The organism is Salipiger sp. H15, from assembly GCF_040409955.1.
Lineage (GTDB): Bacteria > Pseudomonadota > Alphaproteobacteria > Rhodobacterales > Rhodobacteraceae > Salipiger.
In genome coordinates, this window is the sequence record NZ_CP123384.1 from 255,321 (window position 1) to 269,497 (window position 14,177).

The 14,177-nt window shown below is 70.7% G+C and carries 12 protein-coding genes and 1 riboswitch; of the genes, 4 read left to right on the plus strand and 8 right to left on the minus strand.

Going from position 1 to position 14,177, the window contains the following annotated elements:
- Positions 1-31 precede the first annotated feature (31 nt).
- Positions 32-2,311, plus strand: coding sequence for a methyl-accepting chemotaxis protein (locus tag PVT71_RS01265; protein WP_353472683.1), 2,280 nt, complete (start codon positions 32-34; stop codon positions 2,309-2,311).
- 32 nt (positions 2,312-2,343) lie between these two features.
- Here the strand turns inward: PVT71_RS01265 and PVT71_RS01270 are convergent, their stop codons facing one another.
- The 5 genes from PVT71_RS01270 to phnC all read right to left on the minus strand — a co-directional run bounded on the left by PVT71_RS01270 (position 2,344) and on the right by phnC (position 7,009).
- Entirely contained in the window at positions 2,344-2,976 is a 633-nt protein-coding gene (locus tag PVT71_RS01270; RefSeq protein ID WP_353472684.1) for a chloramphenicol acetyltransferase, read from the minus strand.
- Entirely contained in the window at positions 2,977-4,287 is a 1,311-nt protein-coding gene (gene phnE, locus PVT71_RS01275) for a phosphonate ABC transporter, permease protein PhnE (RefSeq protein ID WP_353472685.1), read from the minus strand.
- A 1-nt stretch (position 4,288) separates the two neighbouring features.
- Positions 4,289-5,155 carry a phosphonate ABC transporter, permease protein PhnE gene (phnE, locus tag PVT71_RS01280; protein WP_353472686.1) on the minus strand — a complete coding sequence of 289 codons (867 nt, stop codon included), beginning with the start codon at positions 5,153-5,155 and terminating at the stop codon, positions 4,289-4,291.
- Between the two features lie 85 nt (positions 5,156-5,240).
- Entirely contained in the window at positions 5,241-6,140 is a 900-nt protein-coding gene (phnD, locus tag PVT71_RS01285) for a phosphonate ABC transporter substrate-binding protein (RefSeq protein WP_353472687.1), read from the minus strand.
- 50 nt (positions 6,141-6,190) lie between these two features.
- A complete protein-coding gene (gene phnC / locus PVT71_RS01290; protein WP_353472688.1) occupies positions 6,191-7,009 on the minus strand; it encodes a phosphonate ABC transporter ATP-binding protein in 819 nt (272 codons plus the stop codon).
- Positions 7,010-7,298: 289 nt separating this feature from the next.
- On the opposite strand from phnC, the gene PVT71_RS01295 reads away from it, so the two are divergent.
- From PVT71_RS01295 to thiD, 3 genes are all read left to right on the plus strand, one after another.
- Entirely contained in the window at positions 7,299-8,708 is a 1,410-nt protein-coding gene (locus PVT71_RS01295) for a hypothetical protein (RefSeq protein ID WP_353472689.1), read from the plus strand.
- Positions 8,709-8,741: 33 nt separating this feature from the next.
- Positions 8,742-9,803 carry a dipeptidase gene (locus PVT71_RS01300; RefSeq protein ID WP_353472690.1) on the plus strand — a complete coding sequence of 354 codons (1,062 nt, stop codon included), beginning with the start codon at positions 8,742-8,744 and terminating at the stop codon, positions 9,801-9,803.
- A 123-nt stretch (positions 9,804-9,926) separates the two neighbouring features.
- Positions 9,927-10,045, plus strand: a riboswitch (TPP riboswitch).
- Between the two features lie 34 nt (positions 10,046-10,079).
- Positions 10,080-10,910, plus strand: coding sequence for a bifunctional hydroxymethylpyrimidine kinase/phosphomethylpyrimidine kinase (gene thiD / locus PVT71_RS01305; RefSeq protein WP_353472691.1), 831 nt, complete (start codon positions 10,080-10,082; stop codon positions 10,908-10,910).
- On the opposite strand, the gene thiE is transcribed toward thiD, so the two are convergent.
- From thiE to thiC, 3 genes are read right to left on the minus strand one after another with little or no spacing between them, the layout of a single operon-like run.
- The gene (thiE, locus tag PVT71_RS01310; RefSeq protein WP_353472692.1) at positions 10,907-11,536 is read right to left on the minus strand and encodes a thiamine phosphate synthase; all 630 of its coding nucleotides are present in this window, start codon (positions 11,534-11,536) and stop codon (positions 10,907-10,909) included. The two genes, thiD and thiE, sit on opposite strands and share 4 nt — an antisense overlap.
- The gene (gene thiM / locus PVT71_RS01315; RefSeq protein WP_353472693.1) at positions 11,533-12,333 is read right to left on the minus strand and encodes a hydroxyethylthiazole kinase; all 801 of its coding nucleotides are present in this window, start codon (positions 12,331-12,333) and stop codon (positions 11,533-11,535) included. Before thiM ends, thiE begins: the two co-directional genes overlap by 4 nt.
- Complete coding sequence (gene thiC, locus PVT71_RS01320; RefSeq protein ID WP_353472694.1) at positions 12,330-14,135, minus strand: phosphomethylpyrimidine synthase ThiC; 1,806 nt, start codon at positions 14,133-14,135, stop codon at positions 12,330-12,332. Before thiC ends, thiM begins: the two co-directional genes overlap by 4 nt.
- Positions 14,136-14,177: the final 42 nt, after the last annotated feature.

Below are 14,177 nucleotides of genomic sequence, written 5' to 3' on the forward strand. Positions count from 1 at the left end.
AGCGCCGCGCCAGCCGCCACAGGAACACGCCATGCCCCGCCTGCGCAGCCTTTCGGTCAGCCTCAAGCTGCCCGCGCTGATCATCGTCATCGCGCTCGGCTGCCTCGGCGTGGCCGGGGCGGTCGCCTACAAGGCCTCGCTGGCCCAGCTGATGCAGGAAGTGTCGCTGCGCCTCTCGATGCTCGACGAAACCCGCGCCGCGCTGATCGAGGATTGGGGCGCGCGGATGCGCACCGCCCTGTCCGAAGAGGCGGCCGAGCCCTCGATGATCGAGGCCGTGAGCCGCCTGCTGGTCGGCTACCGCGGGCTCGGCAGCGAGGCCAACGCGCATCTGCGCAGCGGCTACGTGGACGGCAACCCGAATCCCGCCGACCAGCGCGCCGAGCTGCTGGCGGCCCCCGACGGCACCGCCTACGCGCGCTTCCACGCGCTCTACCACCCCGCGATGCGCGCCCGGGTGAAGGCGATCGGGCTGCGCGACCTGCTCATCGTCTCGGCCGCGGGCGACGTCCTCTACTCGGTCCGCAAGGAGGGCAATTTCGCCACCAATGTCGCCGCGGCCCCGGGCAGCCTCGGCACGGCCGTCCGCGCCGCGCTCGCAGAGGGGGCGGAGTTCGGATTCGGCGATTTCGCCACCGACCCGGAGGCCGGGGGCGCGGCCGCCGCCTATCTCGCCGCGCCGCTGCACGACGCCTCGGGCGCGGTCGTGGCCGCGCTGGTCTTCGAGCCGGACGGGCGCGAGATCGCGCGGATCGCCGAGATGCGCTCGGGCCGCACCGACTCGACGCGGCTCGCGGTGATCGCCCCGGACCTCACGCTGCGCAGCGCCCGCGGCCTCGACGGAACGCCGGAGGCACTCGGCACGCCCCTCCCCCTCGGCTCCGCCCTGGACGCGGTGCTGGCCGGCGCGGCGGATGGCGAAAGCGGCATGGCCCGGATCACGCTGCCCTCGGGCACCGAGGTCGCCGCCGCCTTCCAGCCGGTCAGTTTCGCCGGGCAGCGCTGGCTGCTGCTCGCCGCCGAACCCTCCGAGGTCATCGCCGCCGGCCCCCGCGCGCTGCTCGCGCAGCTCGCCCGCGCCACCGCCGCGGCTCTGGTCGTCGCGCTCTTGCTGGCCTGGCTTGCCGCCCGCAACCTTGCGCAGCCGCTGCGGCGGATCGCGGCGGCGGTGGGCAAGGTCGCCGCCGGCGACTACGAGAGCGAGATCCCCGCCCAGGCGCGCGGTGACGAGATCGGCCGGATCTCCCGCGCGCTCGACGCGCTGCGCGGCGACCTGCGGCGGAACCGCGACGCGCTCGACGCCGGCGCAAGCGCCCGCGCCGCGATGCTGGCGGCGCAGACCGACGTGGTCGAGGCGCTGCAATCGGCGCTCGCCCGGCTCGCCGGGGGCGATCTCGGCAGCGTCATTTCGCGCCGTTTCCCCGACGAGTACGAGCAGCTGCGCAGCGACTTCAACCGCGCCACCGACCGGCTGCACCAGGCGATGATCGACGTGTCGCAAAGCGCCGAGGCGATCGGCCAGGACGTCGATCACATTGCCCAGGCCTCCGAGGAGCTTGGCCAGCGCACCGAGCGCCAGGCCGCCACGGTCGAGCAGACCGCCGCCGCGCTCGACGAACTGACCGCCTCGGTCTCGGAGGCAGCGAAGAACGCCGCCGAGGTTGACACGCTGGTCGGAAAGGCGCGCGAAGACGCGAGGACCAGCGGCGAGGTCGTCCGCGAGACGATCGAGGCGATCGGCGTCATCGAAGCCTCGTTCCAGCAGATCTCCGGCAATATCAAGGTGATCGACGACATCGCCTTCCAGACGAATTTGCTCGCGCTCAACGCCGGGGTCGAGGCGGCGCGGGCCGGCGAGGCCGGGCTCGGCTTCGCCGTCGTCGCCTCCGAGGTGCGGCTCCTCGCGCAGCGCTGCTCCGAGGCCGCGCGGGAGATCAACATCCAGATCACCGATTCGTCGGAGCATGTGCAGAACGGCGTGCGCCTCGCCGGGCGCACCGGCGGCGCGCTGAAGGAGATCATCGCCGCGATCCGCATCATCGCCGAGCGCGTCACCGCCATCGCCGAGTCCGCGCGCGAACAGTCAACCGGCCTGTCGGAGCTCAACAGCGCGGTAAGCGAGCTCGACATGACCACCCAGAAGAACGCCGCCATGTTCGAGGAAACTTCGGCCGCCAGCGCCGACCTGCGCCGCGCCGCGCTGGGGCTGCGCCAGCATGTCGGTCGGTTCACCCTCGGCAGTGGCGCCGAAAGCTGGGAGGGCGCGGAGGCGGCCGAGCTGCCGCCCGCCCCCCGATCGGCCCCCGCGTGAGAGGGCTCGCCGCGATCCCCGCGCGCCCGCGCTCAGGCCGGCTCGGTGGGTGCGGTCTCGTATTTCTCGAGGAAGGCCTCCGCCGGCAGGCTGCGGAAATCCGAAAGCCGCGCGCGCAGGATCTCGTGCGGCCAGTCCCACCAGGCGAGCGCCATCATGCGCTCGGCCAGTTCGGGCGCGAAGCGCGGCCGCAACGGCTGCGCCGGGACCCCCGCCACGATCGTGTAGGGCGCGACGTCCTTGGTCACCACCGCCGAGGCGGCAACCACCGCGCCATGGCCGATCGTCACCTCGGGGCGCACCACAGCGCCGTGCCCGATCCAGGTGTCATGGCCGATAAAGGCGCGCCGCGCGTGGCGGGCGGCAAAGAAACCCTCGTCGGGCCCGGTGTCCTCCCAGTAATATTCCGAGCGGTAGAGGAAATGGTGCAGCGAGGCATTGCCCATCGGGTGATCGGTCGGCCCGATCCGGGTAAAGCTCGCGATATTGGCGAACTTGCCCACCGTGACATTCGCAAGATCGGCGTAGCGGTCGCAGTAGGAATAGTCGCCCATCTCCACCCGGTTCAGCCGCGCGCCGCGGCCGATCTCGACATAGGCCCCGAGCTCGGTCTCGGTGACCTCGCAATCGGGATGGAAATAGGGGTCGGGTCCAAGGCGTGGCATTCAGTTTCCCTTGATCAGTTTGCGGCGCAGCCAGCCCGAGGCGCTGTCCATCGCCATCACCATCAGCACGACGAGGATGATGTAATATGTGACCTCTTCCCAGTCCTTCTGGGTGATCATTGCCTGGGTCAGCAAGAGGCCGATGCCGCCGCCGGTGATCGCGCCGATGATCGTCGCCGAGCGGGTGTTGGATTCGAGGAAGTAGAGCACCTGGCTCACCAGCACCGGCACGATCTGCGGGATCACCCCGAAGCGGTAGCGCTGCACCGGTTTCGCCCCGGTCGAGGCGACGCCCTCGATCTGCTTGCCATCGACGTTCTCCAGCGCCTCCGAGAAAAGCTTGCCGAAGCTGCCGGTGTCGGTGAGCAGGATGGCCAGCGCCCCGGTCAGCGGGCCGGGACCGAAGGCGCGGCTCAGCACGATGGTCCAGATCAGCCCGTCCATGCCACGCAGGAAGTCGAAGACCCGCCGCACGCCGAAGCGCAGCGCCATGAGCGGCGCGAAGTTCCGCGCCGACAGGAACGCCAGCGGCAGCGCGACCAGCGCCGCGCCCATGGTGCCGAGGAAGGCCATGAGGATGGTCTCGAAAAGCGCCCAGGCCACGTCGGCATGGCGCCACATGGGGTTCTGCCAGAAGTCGTGCCAGGCGCCCGAAAGGTTGGACCGCGCCGGGTCGATCTGCGCGCCGAAGAGGATCTCGGTGATGCCGTGGCCGTGGTAGGGGCTGTCGAGCGTGAAGAAGAAGAGCTCCCAGCCGGGGAAGTAGCGGAAGAGCTCGGTCTTGGCGCGGGTCAGCGAGACGCGCGCGCCATCGGCCGTGACCTGCAGCCGCGAGGAGGAGGCCGAGATCCAGTCGGGCAGACCCGTTTCGGGCAGGTTGCTGACGATCTCGCGCCCCTCGAGCCGCGCCTCGATCAGACCGTAGCCCGGCACCTCCCAACGAAAGCCGTTGCCGGGCAGAAGGATCACCTGCTGGCCTTCCTTCAGCGCGACGCGGACCGCGCCATTCTCGAGCGGGCTCACCCAGTCGGGGGCCGTACCGGCCGGGTACTCGCCCTTGCGCTCGCCCTCGATGGCGACCGCGACGTCGCCGCTGCGGTTGTCGCGGGTGACGTGGGTCTTGTAGCTCCAGGTGTCGGAAAGCAGGATGCGCGCGTTGTCCCAGCGCGCCCGCTCGGCAAGGCCCGGCAGGTCGAAGGCGAAGAAGATGTAGCCGAGGTAGGCGAGGATCAGCGCCGGCAGGCCGAAGGCGACGAGGCGCTTGCGGCGGAACAGCCGGTCGGCCGAGGCGTAGAGGACGGCGTCGGCCATCTCAGTGGCCTCCTTTCCTGGAAGAGATCATGGCATTGCGCACGTGGCTCGAGAGCTGGTCGACGACGACGATGGTCAGGAAGAGCAGCAGGAAGATCGCCGCCGCCTCGTCGAAGCGGCCCTTGCCCCAGGCCATGGCGTTGCGCAGCTCGTAGCCGATGCCCCCCGCCCCGACGAAACCGAGGATGGCCGAGGCGCGGATGTTGATCTCGAAGCGCAGCAGCGCGTAGCTGAAGTAGTTGGGCGAGACCTGCGGCACCACGCCCAGCCACATGCGCTGCAGCCAGGTGGCGCCGACCGACGACAGCCCCTCGACGGGCTTGAGGTCGGCGTTCTCGTTGACCTCGGAGAAGAGCTTGCCGAGCGCGCCCGCGGTGTGCAGCGCGATGGCCAGCATCGCGGGCACCGGCCCGCCGCCGAGCACGAAGATCAGCACCAGCGCCACGACGATCTCGGGCAAAGCGCGCAGGATGTCCATGACGCGCCGGAAGAGCGGGATCAGCCGCGGCCAGCGCGCGAGCCCGCGGGTCGAGAGCAGCGACAGGACAATGGCCCCGATGCTGCCGAGCAGGGTCGAGACCGCGGCGATGTTGATCGTCTCGACCAGCGCCGGGAAGTATTTCACCAGGTGCGCTGGCAGCAGTGACAGCTTCGGCAGCGTGTCGGCGATGACGTCGGCGGGGAAGTCGAAGACCTGCGGCAGCCCGCTCCAGAACCCGCCCGCGTTGCGATCGTCGGCCAGCATGAAGCCGGAGACCATCAGCAGCACGAAGAGCGCCAGGGTGAGCCCGCCGTAGAGGCGCCTCTGCGCCATCAGGGCCATGTAGTGGCCGCGCGGGTCGTGCGGCGCGTCGGGGGTCTGGGTCATCGGGGGCCTTCCTCGGAGGCGGGGGATGCCCCGCCGCAAACGAAAAGGGACCCCGCGCCGGCGGGGTCCCTCGATTGGACGTCGATCAGTTCGACACGGACTTGCGCGCGGCGACGATCGACTCGTACTCGGCGTGGGTCACCGGGATGAAGTCCTTGGCATCGCCCGCGGCCACGCCGTAGGCGCAGGTCGGGTCCTCTTCCCAGAGGTTGGCAGTCAGCTCGGTGACCTTGTCCTTCACGTCCTGCGGCAGCGCCTTGCGGATCACGAAGGGGCCCTCGGGGATGATGTTCGACTGCCAGATCTGCACGAGGTCGTTCATGTCGACGAGGCCCGCGTCCACCGCCTTGCGCAGCGCGCCCGAGTTGTAGCCGTCTTCCCAGTTGCCCTGGCCGTCGGCCCAGGTCACGCCGCCGTCGACGTCACCGTTGTTCACCGCGACGATGGTCTGCTCGTGGCCGCCGGTGAAGACGACATCGCCGAAATAGGCACCGGGGGTCATGTCGAAGCCGGCGGCGGCGATCTCGATCGACGGGATCAGGTAGCCCGAGGTCGAGTTCGGGTCACCGAAGCCGAACTTCTTGCCCTTGAGATCCTCGAGCGAGGTGATGCCGCTGTCGGCGCGCGCGAAGCCGATCGAGTAATAGCCGATGGAGCCGTCCTCGTTCTGCTTGACCAGCACGGGCTCGACGGCCTCGGGGTCGGCGAGGTAGGTGCCGGCGTAGGACGAGGCGCCCATCCAGGCCGCGTCGATGGTGCCGCCGAGCAGACCCTGCATCACGCCGTTGTAGTCGGCCGGGGTGAAGACCTTCACCTCGACGCCGAGCGCCTCGGCGATCTTGTCGGCGTAGCACTGGTTCGAGGCCAGGCGGTCCTGGGCGTTCTCGCCGCCGAGAATGCCGAGGCGGAACTCGGTGATCTCCTGCGCCTGGGCGGCGCCCACGAGCACGGTGCTGGCCAGAACGGCTGCGATCAGTTTAGTCATCTTCTGTCCCTCATGTCAGGATTTGGGCCCGTCCCGATGGGCCCGGGTGATCAGACCGCGACTTCCGCAGCCCGGATTTCCGCCGCGACCACCGGGTCGCGGATTTCGGTCGAGGTGGCGTTCTCCGAGAAATCAGACCCCGCCCCGTAGATGTCGCGCGCGACCCCGGTGGTCAGCTGCGCCGGGGTGCCGTCGAAGACGATGCGCCCGTCGCGCATGCCGATGACCCGGTCGCAGTAGCGCCGCGCGGTATCGAGCGTGTGCAGGTTGGCGATCACCATGCGGCCGTCCTCGTCGTGGATGCGGCGCAGGCTGTCCATCACCAGCTGGGCATTCATCGGGTCGAGCGAGGCGATCGGCTCGTCGGCGAGGATCACCTTCGGATCCTGCATCAGGGCCCGGGCGATGGCGACGCGCTGCTGCTGCCCGCCCGAGAGCGCCTCGGCGCGCTTGGCCGCATGGGCCGCGATGCCGAGCCGCTCGAGGATGTCGATGGCGCGGTGCACGTCCTCGCGCGGGTAGAGGTTGAACAGCGTCGGCAGCGTCGCGCGCCGCGCCAGCGTGCCGTGCAGCACGTTCGACACCACGTCCATGCGCGGCACCAGGTTGAACTGCTGGAATATCATCGCGCAGTCGGACTGCCAGGCGCGCTTCTCGGCGCCCTTCAGCTGCAGCACGTCGCGGCCTTCGAAGACCAGTCGCCCCTCGGTCGCGTCGGTCAGGCGGTTCATCATCCGCAGGAAAGTCGACTTGCCGGCGCCCGAGCGGCCGATGATGCCGATCATCATCGGGCGGTCGACGGCAAAGCTCGCGCGGTCCACGGCGGTGTTCGCGCCGAAGCGCTTCGTCAGGTTCTCGACGGTGAGCATGGTTCCCCCAGTCTGTCCGAGGCGGCTTCTCGCCCCGCACGGTATCGAGGCTGTGACGGCCCGGATTCGGTTGCGTGTCGTTTCGGTGAAGCTTTCGTGACAGGCCGGGATGACATTCAAATCCGGACCTTTCTGGCGCCGCGCTGCCCGGAACTTCGCCGAAATCCCGGGCGCTGCCGTGGCCGGACGGCCTCGCAGCCCGCGGGGCGGTGCCCTCGGGGCATTGCCCTCGCCCGCCAAGGATGGTCTATGTCCGGACAAAAGCCCGCACGAGACTGGATTCTGCACCGTGCCCACGCGCCTGCCCGTGACCCCGACCCCGCTCACCCGCCTCACCGGCCTGCTGATGGTCGTCATCACCGGCATCGTCATCGTCCAGGAATGGCACCTGACCGGCGCGCTCGACTGGCTGGTGGTGCCCGCGGTCACGCTGCTGGTCGGGGTGCTGACGCTGCAGGTCGCGGCGGGCCGCCGGCTCTTCGTGGTCGCCGCGGTGCTGCTCGGCCTCGCGCTGGTCTGGCGGGTCGAGGACTGGCAGACGGTGCTGGTCAAGGCCTTCCAGTCCGCCGCCTTCATCGCCGCCTTCTTCGCCGCGCTCGCCACGCTGCGCAGCGCCGCGCAGCAGGCGGACTCGATCCGCGCCGCCGGGAACTTCCTCGCCCTGCAGCCGCCGGGCCGGCGCTACCTCGCGCTGACCCTCGGCGGCCAGGCCTTCTCGCTGCTGCTCAACTACGGCGCCATCGCCCTGCTCGGCAGCCTCGCAACCGCCGCCGCGAAGGACGAGCCCGACGCCGAGATCCGCAGCCACCGCACCCGCCGCATGCTGCTGGCGATCCAGCGGGGTTTCGTCGCCTCGCTGCCCTGGTCGCCGATGTCCTTCTCGGTGGCGATCACCACCGCGCTGATCCCCGGCACGAGCTGGGGCTCGGTGGTGCTGCCCGCGCTCGGCACCTCGGCGCTGATCACCCTCACGGGCTGGGCGCTCGACACGATCTTCAAGCCCCGGCTCTCGCAGCCGGTCGCGCCGCGCGCCGCGCCCGACGGGAGCTGGGCGCTGATGGCGCCGCTGCTGGTGCTGCTCGGCCTGCTCGGGGTCAGCGTGCTGGTGCTGCAATCGCTCACCGGGCTCCGGATCATCGCCATCGTGCTGCTGATCGTGCCGCTCATGGCCACGGTCTGGGTGCTGATGCAGGCCCGGGACGGCGGCGCGCCGCTGCGCGAGCGGGCGGCGGGCTTCGCCTTCCGCGAACTGCCCTCCTACCGCGGCGAGGTCACGCTGCTGATGATGGCGGGCTTCATCGGCACGGTCGGCGCGCCGCTGCTGGCGCCGCTGGTCAAGGCCTCGGGCTTCCACCCCGAGGACCTGCCCCCCGCGCTGGTGCTGGTCGGGCTCGTCTGGATCATCCCGCTGCTGGGACAGCTCGGCATGAACCCGATCCTCGCGGTGACGCTGATCGCGCCGCTGGTGCCCCCGGCCGAGCTGCTCGGCGTCACGCCCGAGGTCGTCGTGGTCGCGATCACCGCCGGCTGGGCGCTCGGCGGCATCAGCTCGCCCTTCACCGCCACCACGCTGCTGATCGGCAGCTTCGGCAATGTCAGCGCGCGCCACGTCGGCCTGCGCTGGAACGGCAGCTACATGCTCGCCCTGCTGCTCCTGCTTCCGGCCTGGGTCCTCGTCCTCGGCCAGCTGCTCACCTGATCCCCCGCCCCCGGCTTCCTGGAAAGACCGCTCATGACTCACGCCTCCACCCCGCCCATCTTCGACGGCCACAACGATCTCCTGCTGCGCCTGCTGGGCGGCGCCGTCACCGCAAGCGGCGTGACGAACGGGCTCTCGAGCGGCCACATCGACCTGCCGCGCGCGCAGGCCGGCGGCTTCGGCGGCGGCTTCTTCGCCATCTTCGTGCCGAGCCCGGCGAAGGCCGGCGTCGACATGGACCACGCGATGAGCCAGCCGCAGTACGATCTGCCGCTGCCCGCGATGATCCCCCAGCCCGAGGCGCTCGAGACCACCTGGCGCGGGGTCGAGGCCTTCGAGGCGCTGGCCGCCGCCGGGGCGATCACCCCCTGCACCACCGCGGCCGAGATCGAGGCCGCGCTCGGTGGGCCGAAGATGACCGCCGTGCTGCACCTCGAGGGTGCCGAGGCGATCGGCCCGGATCTCGCGGAACTCCACGCGCTCCACGCCCGCGGGTTGCGCTCGCTCGGCCCGGTCTGGTCGCGCCCGACGATCTTCGGCAACGGCGTGCCCTTCCGCTACCCCGCCACCCCCGACATCGGCGACGGGCTCACCGAGGCCGGCAAGCGGCTGGTCAGGGAATGCAACGCGCTCAAGGTGATGATTGACCTCTCGCACCTCAACGAGAAGGGCATGAACGACGTCGCCGCGCTTTCCGACGCGCCGCTGGTCGCCACCCATTCCAACGCCCACGCGGTCACCACCCATGCCCGCAACCTCACCGACCGGCAGCTGGCGATGATCGCCGAGAGCGACGGCATGGTCGGCATCAACTTCGCCACCGCCTTCCTGCGCGAGGACGGGCGGATGGGCAGCGACTGCGGCCTCGACGTGGTGCTGCGCCACCTCGACTACCTGATCGGCAAGCTCGGCGAGGACCGCGTCGGCTTCGGCTCGGATTTCGACGGCGCGACGATCCCCGAGGGCATCACCGACGTCGCCGGCCTGCCGACCCTGCGCGCCGCGCTGACCGCGCATGGCGTCGATGCCGCGCTGATGGAAAAGCTCTGCTTCGGCAACTGGCTGCGGGTGCTGCGGAAGACCTGGGGCGCCTGAGCCGCCCTTCATCTTTCCGAAAATACTCCGGGGGAACGGCGCGCAGCGCCGTGGGGGCAGCGCCCCCACCCCTTCCGGAGCCGCCTCTCCCCCCTTTCCCTCGCCCGCCCATCTGATAGTCTCGCCCGCACCTAGGGGGGTCCCGGCAAGGGGCTGAGATACTGCTGGCAGCGATGCGGCGCAGTGACCCTTCGAACCTGATCCGGGTCATGCCGGCGAAGGGACAGGTGGAGCTGACCGCATGCCCTCGCCGGCCTCAGTTTGGAGGCCGAGCCTATGCCAACCCCCTCATCCGCGCCCCGCGCGCGGATTCCCAACCTTCTCACCATCGCCGGCACCGATCCCTCGGGCGGCGCCGGAATACAGGCCGATCTCAAGGCCTTCTCGGCGAACCGCGCCTACGGGATGAGCGTGATCACCGCCGTGGTGGCGCAGAACACCCGCGGCGTGCGGGCATTCGAGGCGCTGGCGCCCGCCTTCGTCGCGGCGCAGATCGACGCGGTCTTCGACGACGTGCGCGTCGACGCGGTGAAGATCGGCATGGTCGCCAACGCCGGCATCATCCGCGCCGTGGCCGAGCGACTGCGGGCGCATGGCGCGCGGAACGTGGTCTTCGATCCGGTGATGGTGGCCAAGAGCGGCGACGCGCTGCTCGACCCCGAGGCGGTGGCGGCGCTGCGCGAGGAGCTGGTGCCGCTCGCCACGATCATCACCCCAAACCTGCCCGAGGCCGCCGTGCTGCTGGCGCGCGGCGACGACTGGACCGCCGAAGAGATGGCCGCGCAGCTTCCCGCGCTGGCCGCGATGGGGCCGGAGGCCGTGCTGCTGAAGGGCGGACACCTCTCCGGCAGCGCCGAGAGCACGGACCTTCTCTGGTGGCAGGGCGAGACGCACAGTTACTCCGCCCCGCGCATCGCCACGAAGAACGACCACGGCACCGGCTGCACGCTTTCGGCCGCCATCGCCGCGCTGCTGCCACGCATGGAGCTGCCCGAGGCGGTCGGCGCGGCGAAGCGCTACCTGCAAGGCGCGCTCGCCGCCTCGGACCAGCTGGAGGTGGGCGGCGGCCACGGGCCGCTGCACCATTTCCACGAGATGTGGGGCTAGGCTTCGGCCCAGGCGCGGGCGATCTCCCGCGCCGCCGCCTCGGGGTCGGGCCGGCCGCAGATCGCCGAGACCACCGCGAGGCCCTGCGCCCCCGCCGCCTTCGCTTCGGCCGCGTGATGCGCCTTCAGCCCGCCGATCGCCACGGCGGGCACCGGGCTCGCCGCCACCTGCGCGGCGAGCCCCGCCCAGCCCACGGGCTGCTTGTGGTCGGGCTTGGTCGGTGTGGCAAAGACCGGCCCCGCGCCGACGTAATCCACCAGCGCGGGATCGACCGCCCGCGCGAGGTCGGGGCTTTCCACCGAGAGCCCCAGCAGCATCTCCGGGCCAATCTTCGCCCGCGCCTCGGCGGGCGACATGTCGCCCTGCCCGACGTGCAGCCCGTCCGCGCCGATCTCCAGCGCCGCCCGCACGTCGTCGTTGACGATCAGCAGCGCGCCCGACCCCGCCAGCGCCGCCTTCAGCGCCCGGCCGGTCTCGATCATCCGCGCCGTGCCGCCATCCTTGTCGCGCAGCTGCACCATCGTGGCGCCGCCGCGCACGGCGAGCCGCGCCGTCCGGGCCATGCCGATTCCGGCGCAGAGGCCGGGATCGAGCACGAGGTAGACGGAAAGGTCAAAGCGCCTCATGCCGCGCCTGCCGGCACGCGGATGTCGGCCTCGGTATCCAGCGCCTCGGGCGTCAGCGCGTGCAGCGCGTCGAGGAAGCGCGGCCCGAAGCTGCCCGGCCCCGCCGCCCCCTCATGCGCGCGGCTCCCGGCGACGGCGTAATGCGAGAGCGCCGCGACCGTGGCCTCGAAGGGATCGCCGCCCAGCCCCGCGTAGGCACCGCAGAGCCCGGTGAGCGAGCACCCCAGAGCGGTGTTGAGCGGCATCAGGAGCGAGCCGCCGCCGATCCGCACCGCCCGCTCCCCGTCGGTGACGAAATCCACTTCGCCGGTCACCGCGACCACGCCGCCGGTCCGGAGCGCCAGCGCGCGGGCTCCGGCCTCGGCGGCCTCCACCCCGTCGCGCCCGTCGACGCCCTGTCCCCGGCTGGCCTCTCCGGCGAGCGCGAGGATCTCCGACGCATTGCCGCGCAGCACCGTCGGCCCGAGCGCCAGCAGCTCCGCCGAGACCCGCCGCCTGAGCCCGGTCGCCTGGCAGGCCACCGGGTCGAGCACCCAGGGTTTGCCCGCCGCCTGCGCCCCGGCGATGGCCGCCTTCATCCCCTCGACGAAGGGGCCCGAGAGGGTGCCGATATTGACCGTCAGCGCATGGGCGAGGCCGGCGAATTCGCCGGCCTCCTCCGCGTCCGAGACCATGGCGGGCGAGGCCCCCGCCGCCAGCAGCACGTTCGCCGCGATGTTCATCGCCACGTAGTTGGTGATGCACTGGACCAGCGGATTGACCGCGCGCAGCTCGCGCAGCAGCGCGCCGGGGGTCATGCCTCGTCCTCCGCCAGCGGCAGGTAGAGCGCGCCGCCCTCGCGGAACTTCTCGGCCATCTTCGCCATGCCCTCCTTTTGCGCCTCGGCGCGAATGTCGTGGCTGATCCGCATCGAGCAGAACTTCGGCCCGCACATCGAGCAGAAATGCGCCACCTTGTGCGCCTCCTTGGGCAGGGTCTCGTCATGCATGGACCGCGCCGTGTCGGGATCGAGCGAGAGGTTGAACTGGTCCTCCCAGCGGAACTCGAACCGCGCGCGCGACAGCGCGTCGTCGCGGACCTGCGCCGCCGGGTGGCCCTTGGCAAGGTCGGCGGCATGGGCGGCGATCTTGTAGGTGATCACCCCCACCTTCACGTCGTCGCGGTCCGGAAGGCCAAGGTGCTCCTTCGGCGTCACGTAGCAAAGCATCGCCGTGCCGAACCAGCCGATCATCGCCGCGCCGATGCCGGAGGTGATGTGATCGTAGCCGGGCGCGATGTCGGTGGTAAGCGGCCCGAGGGTATAGAACGGCGCCTCGCCGCAGGTCTCGAGCTGCTTGTCCATGTTGGCCTTGATCTTGTGCATGGCGACGTGGCCCGGCCCCTCGATCATCACCTGGCAGTCGTGCTTCCATGCGATCTGCGTGAGCTCGCCCAGCGTTTCCAGCTCGGCGAACTGCGCCTCGTCGTTGGCATCGGCGATGGAGCCCGGCCGCAAACCGTCGCCGAGCGAGAAGGAGACATCATAGGCCCGCGCGATCTCGCAGATCTCCTCGAAGTGCTCGTAGAGGAAGCTCTCGCGGTGGTGGTGCAGGCACCACTTGGCCATGATCGAGCCGCCCCGGCTGACGATGCCGGTCACCCGGTTCACCGTCATCGGGATCATGTGCAGCCGCACGCCCGCGTGGATGGTGAAATAGTCCACCCCCTGCTCGGCCTGCTCGATCAGCGTGTCGCGGAACACCTCCCAGCTGAGATCCTCGGCGATGCCGCCGACTTTCTCGAGCGCCTGGTAGAGCGGCACGGTGCCGATCGGCACCGGCGAGTTGCGCAGGATCCAGTCGCGGATGTTGTGGATGTTCCGCCCTGTCGAGAGGTCCATGACCGTGTCCGCGCCCCAGCGCGTCGCCCAGACCATCTTCTCGACCTCCTCGGCCATCGAGGAGGTCACCGCCGAGTTGCCGATGTTGGCGTTGATCTTCACCAGGAAGTTGCGGCCGATGATCATCGGCTCGAGCTCGGGGTGGTTGATGTTGGCAGGGATGATCGCGCGGCCTCGGGCAATTTCGTCGCGCACGAACTCGGGCGTCACGAAATCGGGGATCGCGGCGCCCCAGTCCTGCCCGTCGCGCACGAGCGCGGCCTTTGCGGCCTTGCGCCCGAGGTTCTCGCGGATCGCGACGAATTCCATCTCGGGCGTGACGATCCCGGCGCGGGCATAGGCCAGCTGGGTGACCGCCCGGCCGCCCGTGCCCTTGCGGGGCGCGTGGCGGACCGGGAACTCGGGCACCAGCCGCGCGCCCTCGGCAAAGCCGTTGTCCTCGGGCGTCACGTGGCGACCGGCGTAGCTCTCGGTGTCGGCGCGGGCGGCGATCCAGCCCTCGCGCAGCCGCGGCAGCCCGCGGTCGAGGACGATGTCGGCGGCGGGATCGGTGTAAGGGCCGGAGCTGTCGTAGACGGTCACCGGCGGCTCGCCGGCCGAGGGGTGCAGGTCGATCTCGCGCATCGGCACGCGGATCTGCGGATGCAGCGAACCCTCGTGCCAGACGCGGCGCGAGGCGGGCAGCGGCCCGCAGGTGACGGTTGGGGTCAGGTCTTTCATCGGTCGGAGCCTCCAAGCTCGAAGCGGTGGAGACCCAGTTCC

Coding starts and splice junctions, on each gene's coding strand:
- PVT71_RS01265 (WP_353472683.1), top strand. CDS start 32: ATGCCCCGCCTGCGCAGCCTTTCGGTCAGCCTCAAGCTGCCCGCGCTG.
- PVT71_RS01270 (WP_353472684.1), bottom strand. CDS start 2,976: ATGCCACGCCTTGGACCCGACCCCTATTTCCATCCCGATTGCGAGGTC.
- phnE (WP_353472685.1), bottom strand. CDS start 4,287: ATGGCCGACGCCGTCCTCTACGCCTCGGCCGACCGGCTGTTCCGCCGC.
- phnE (WP_353472686.1), bottom strand. CDS start 5,155: ATGACCCAGACCCCCGACGCGCCGCACGACCCGCGCGGCCACTACATG.
- phnD (WP_353472687.1), bottom strand. CDS start 6,140: ATGACTAAACTGATCGCAGCCGTTCTGGCCAGCACCGTGCTCGTGGGC.
- phnC (WP_353472688.1), bottom strand. CDS start 7,009: ATGCTCACCGTCGAGAACCTGACGAAGCGCTTCGGCGCGAACACCGCC.
- PVT71_RS01300 (WP_353472690.1), top strand. CDS start 8,742: ATGACTCACGCCTCCACCCCGCCCATCTTCGACGGCCACAACGATCTC.
- thiD (WP_353472691.1), top strand. CDS start 10,080: ATGCCAACCCCCTCATCCGCGCCCCGCGCGCGGATTCCCAACCTTCTC.
- thiE (WP_353472692.1), bottom strand. CDS start 11,536: ATGAGGCGCTTTGACCTTTCCGTCTACCTCGTGCTCGATCCCGGCCTC.
- thiM (WP_353472693.1), bottom strand. CDS start 12,333: ATGACCCCCGGCGCGCTGCTGCGCGAGCTGCGCGCGGTCAATCCGCTG.
- thiC (WP_353472694.1), bottom strand. CDS start 14,135: ATGAAAGACCTGACCCCAACCGTCACCTGCGGGCCGCTGCCCGCCTCG.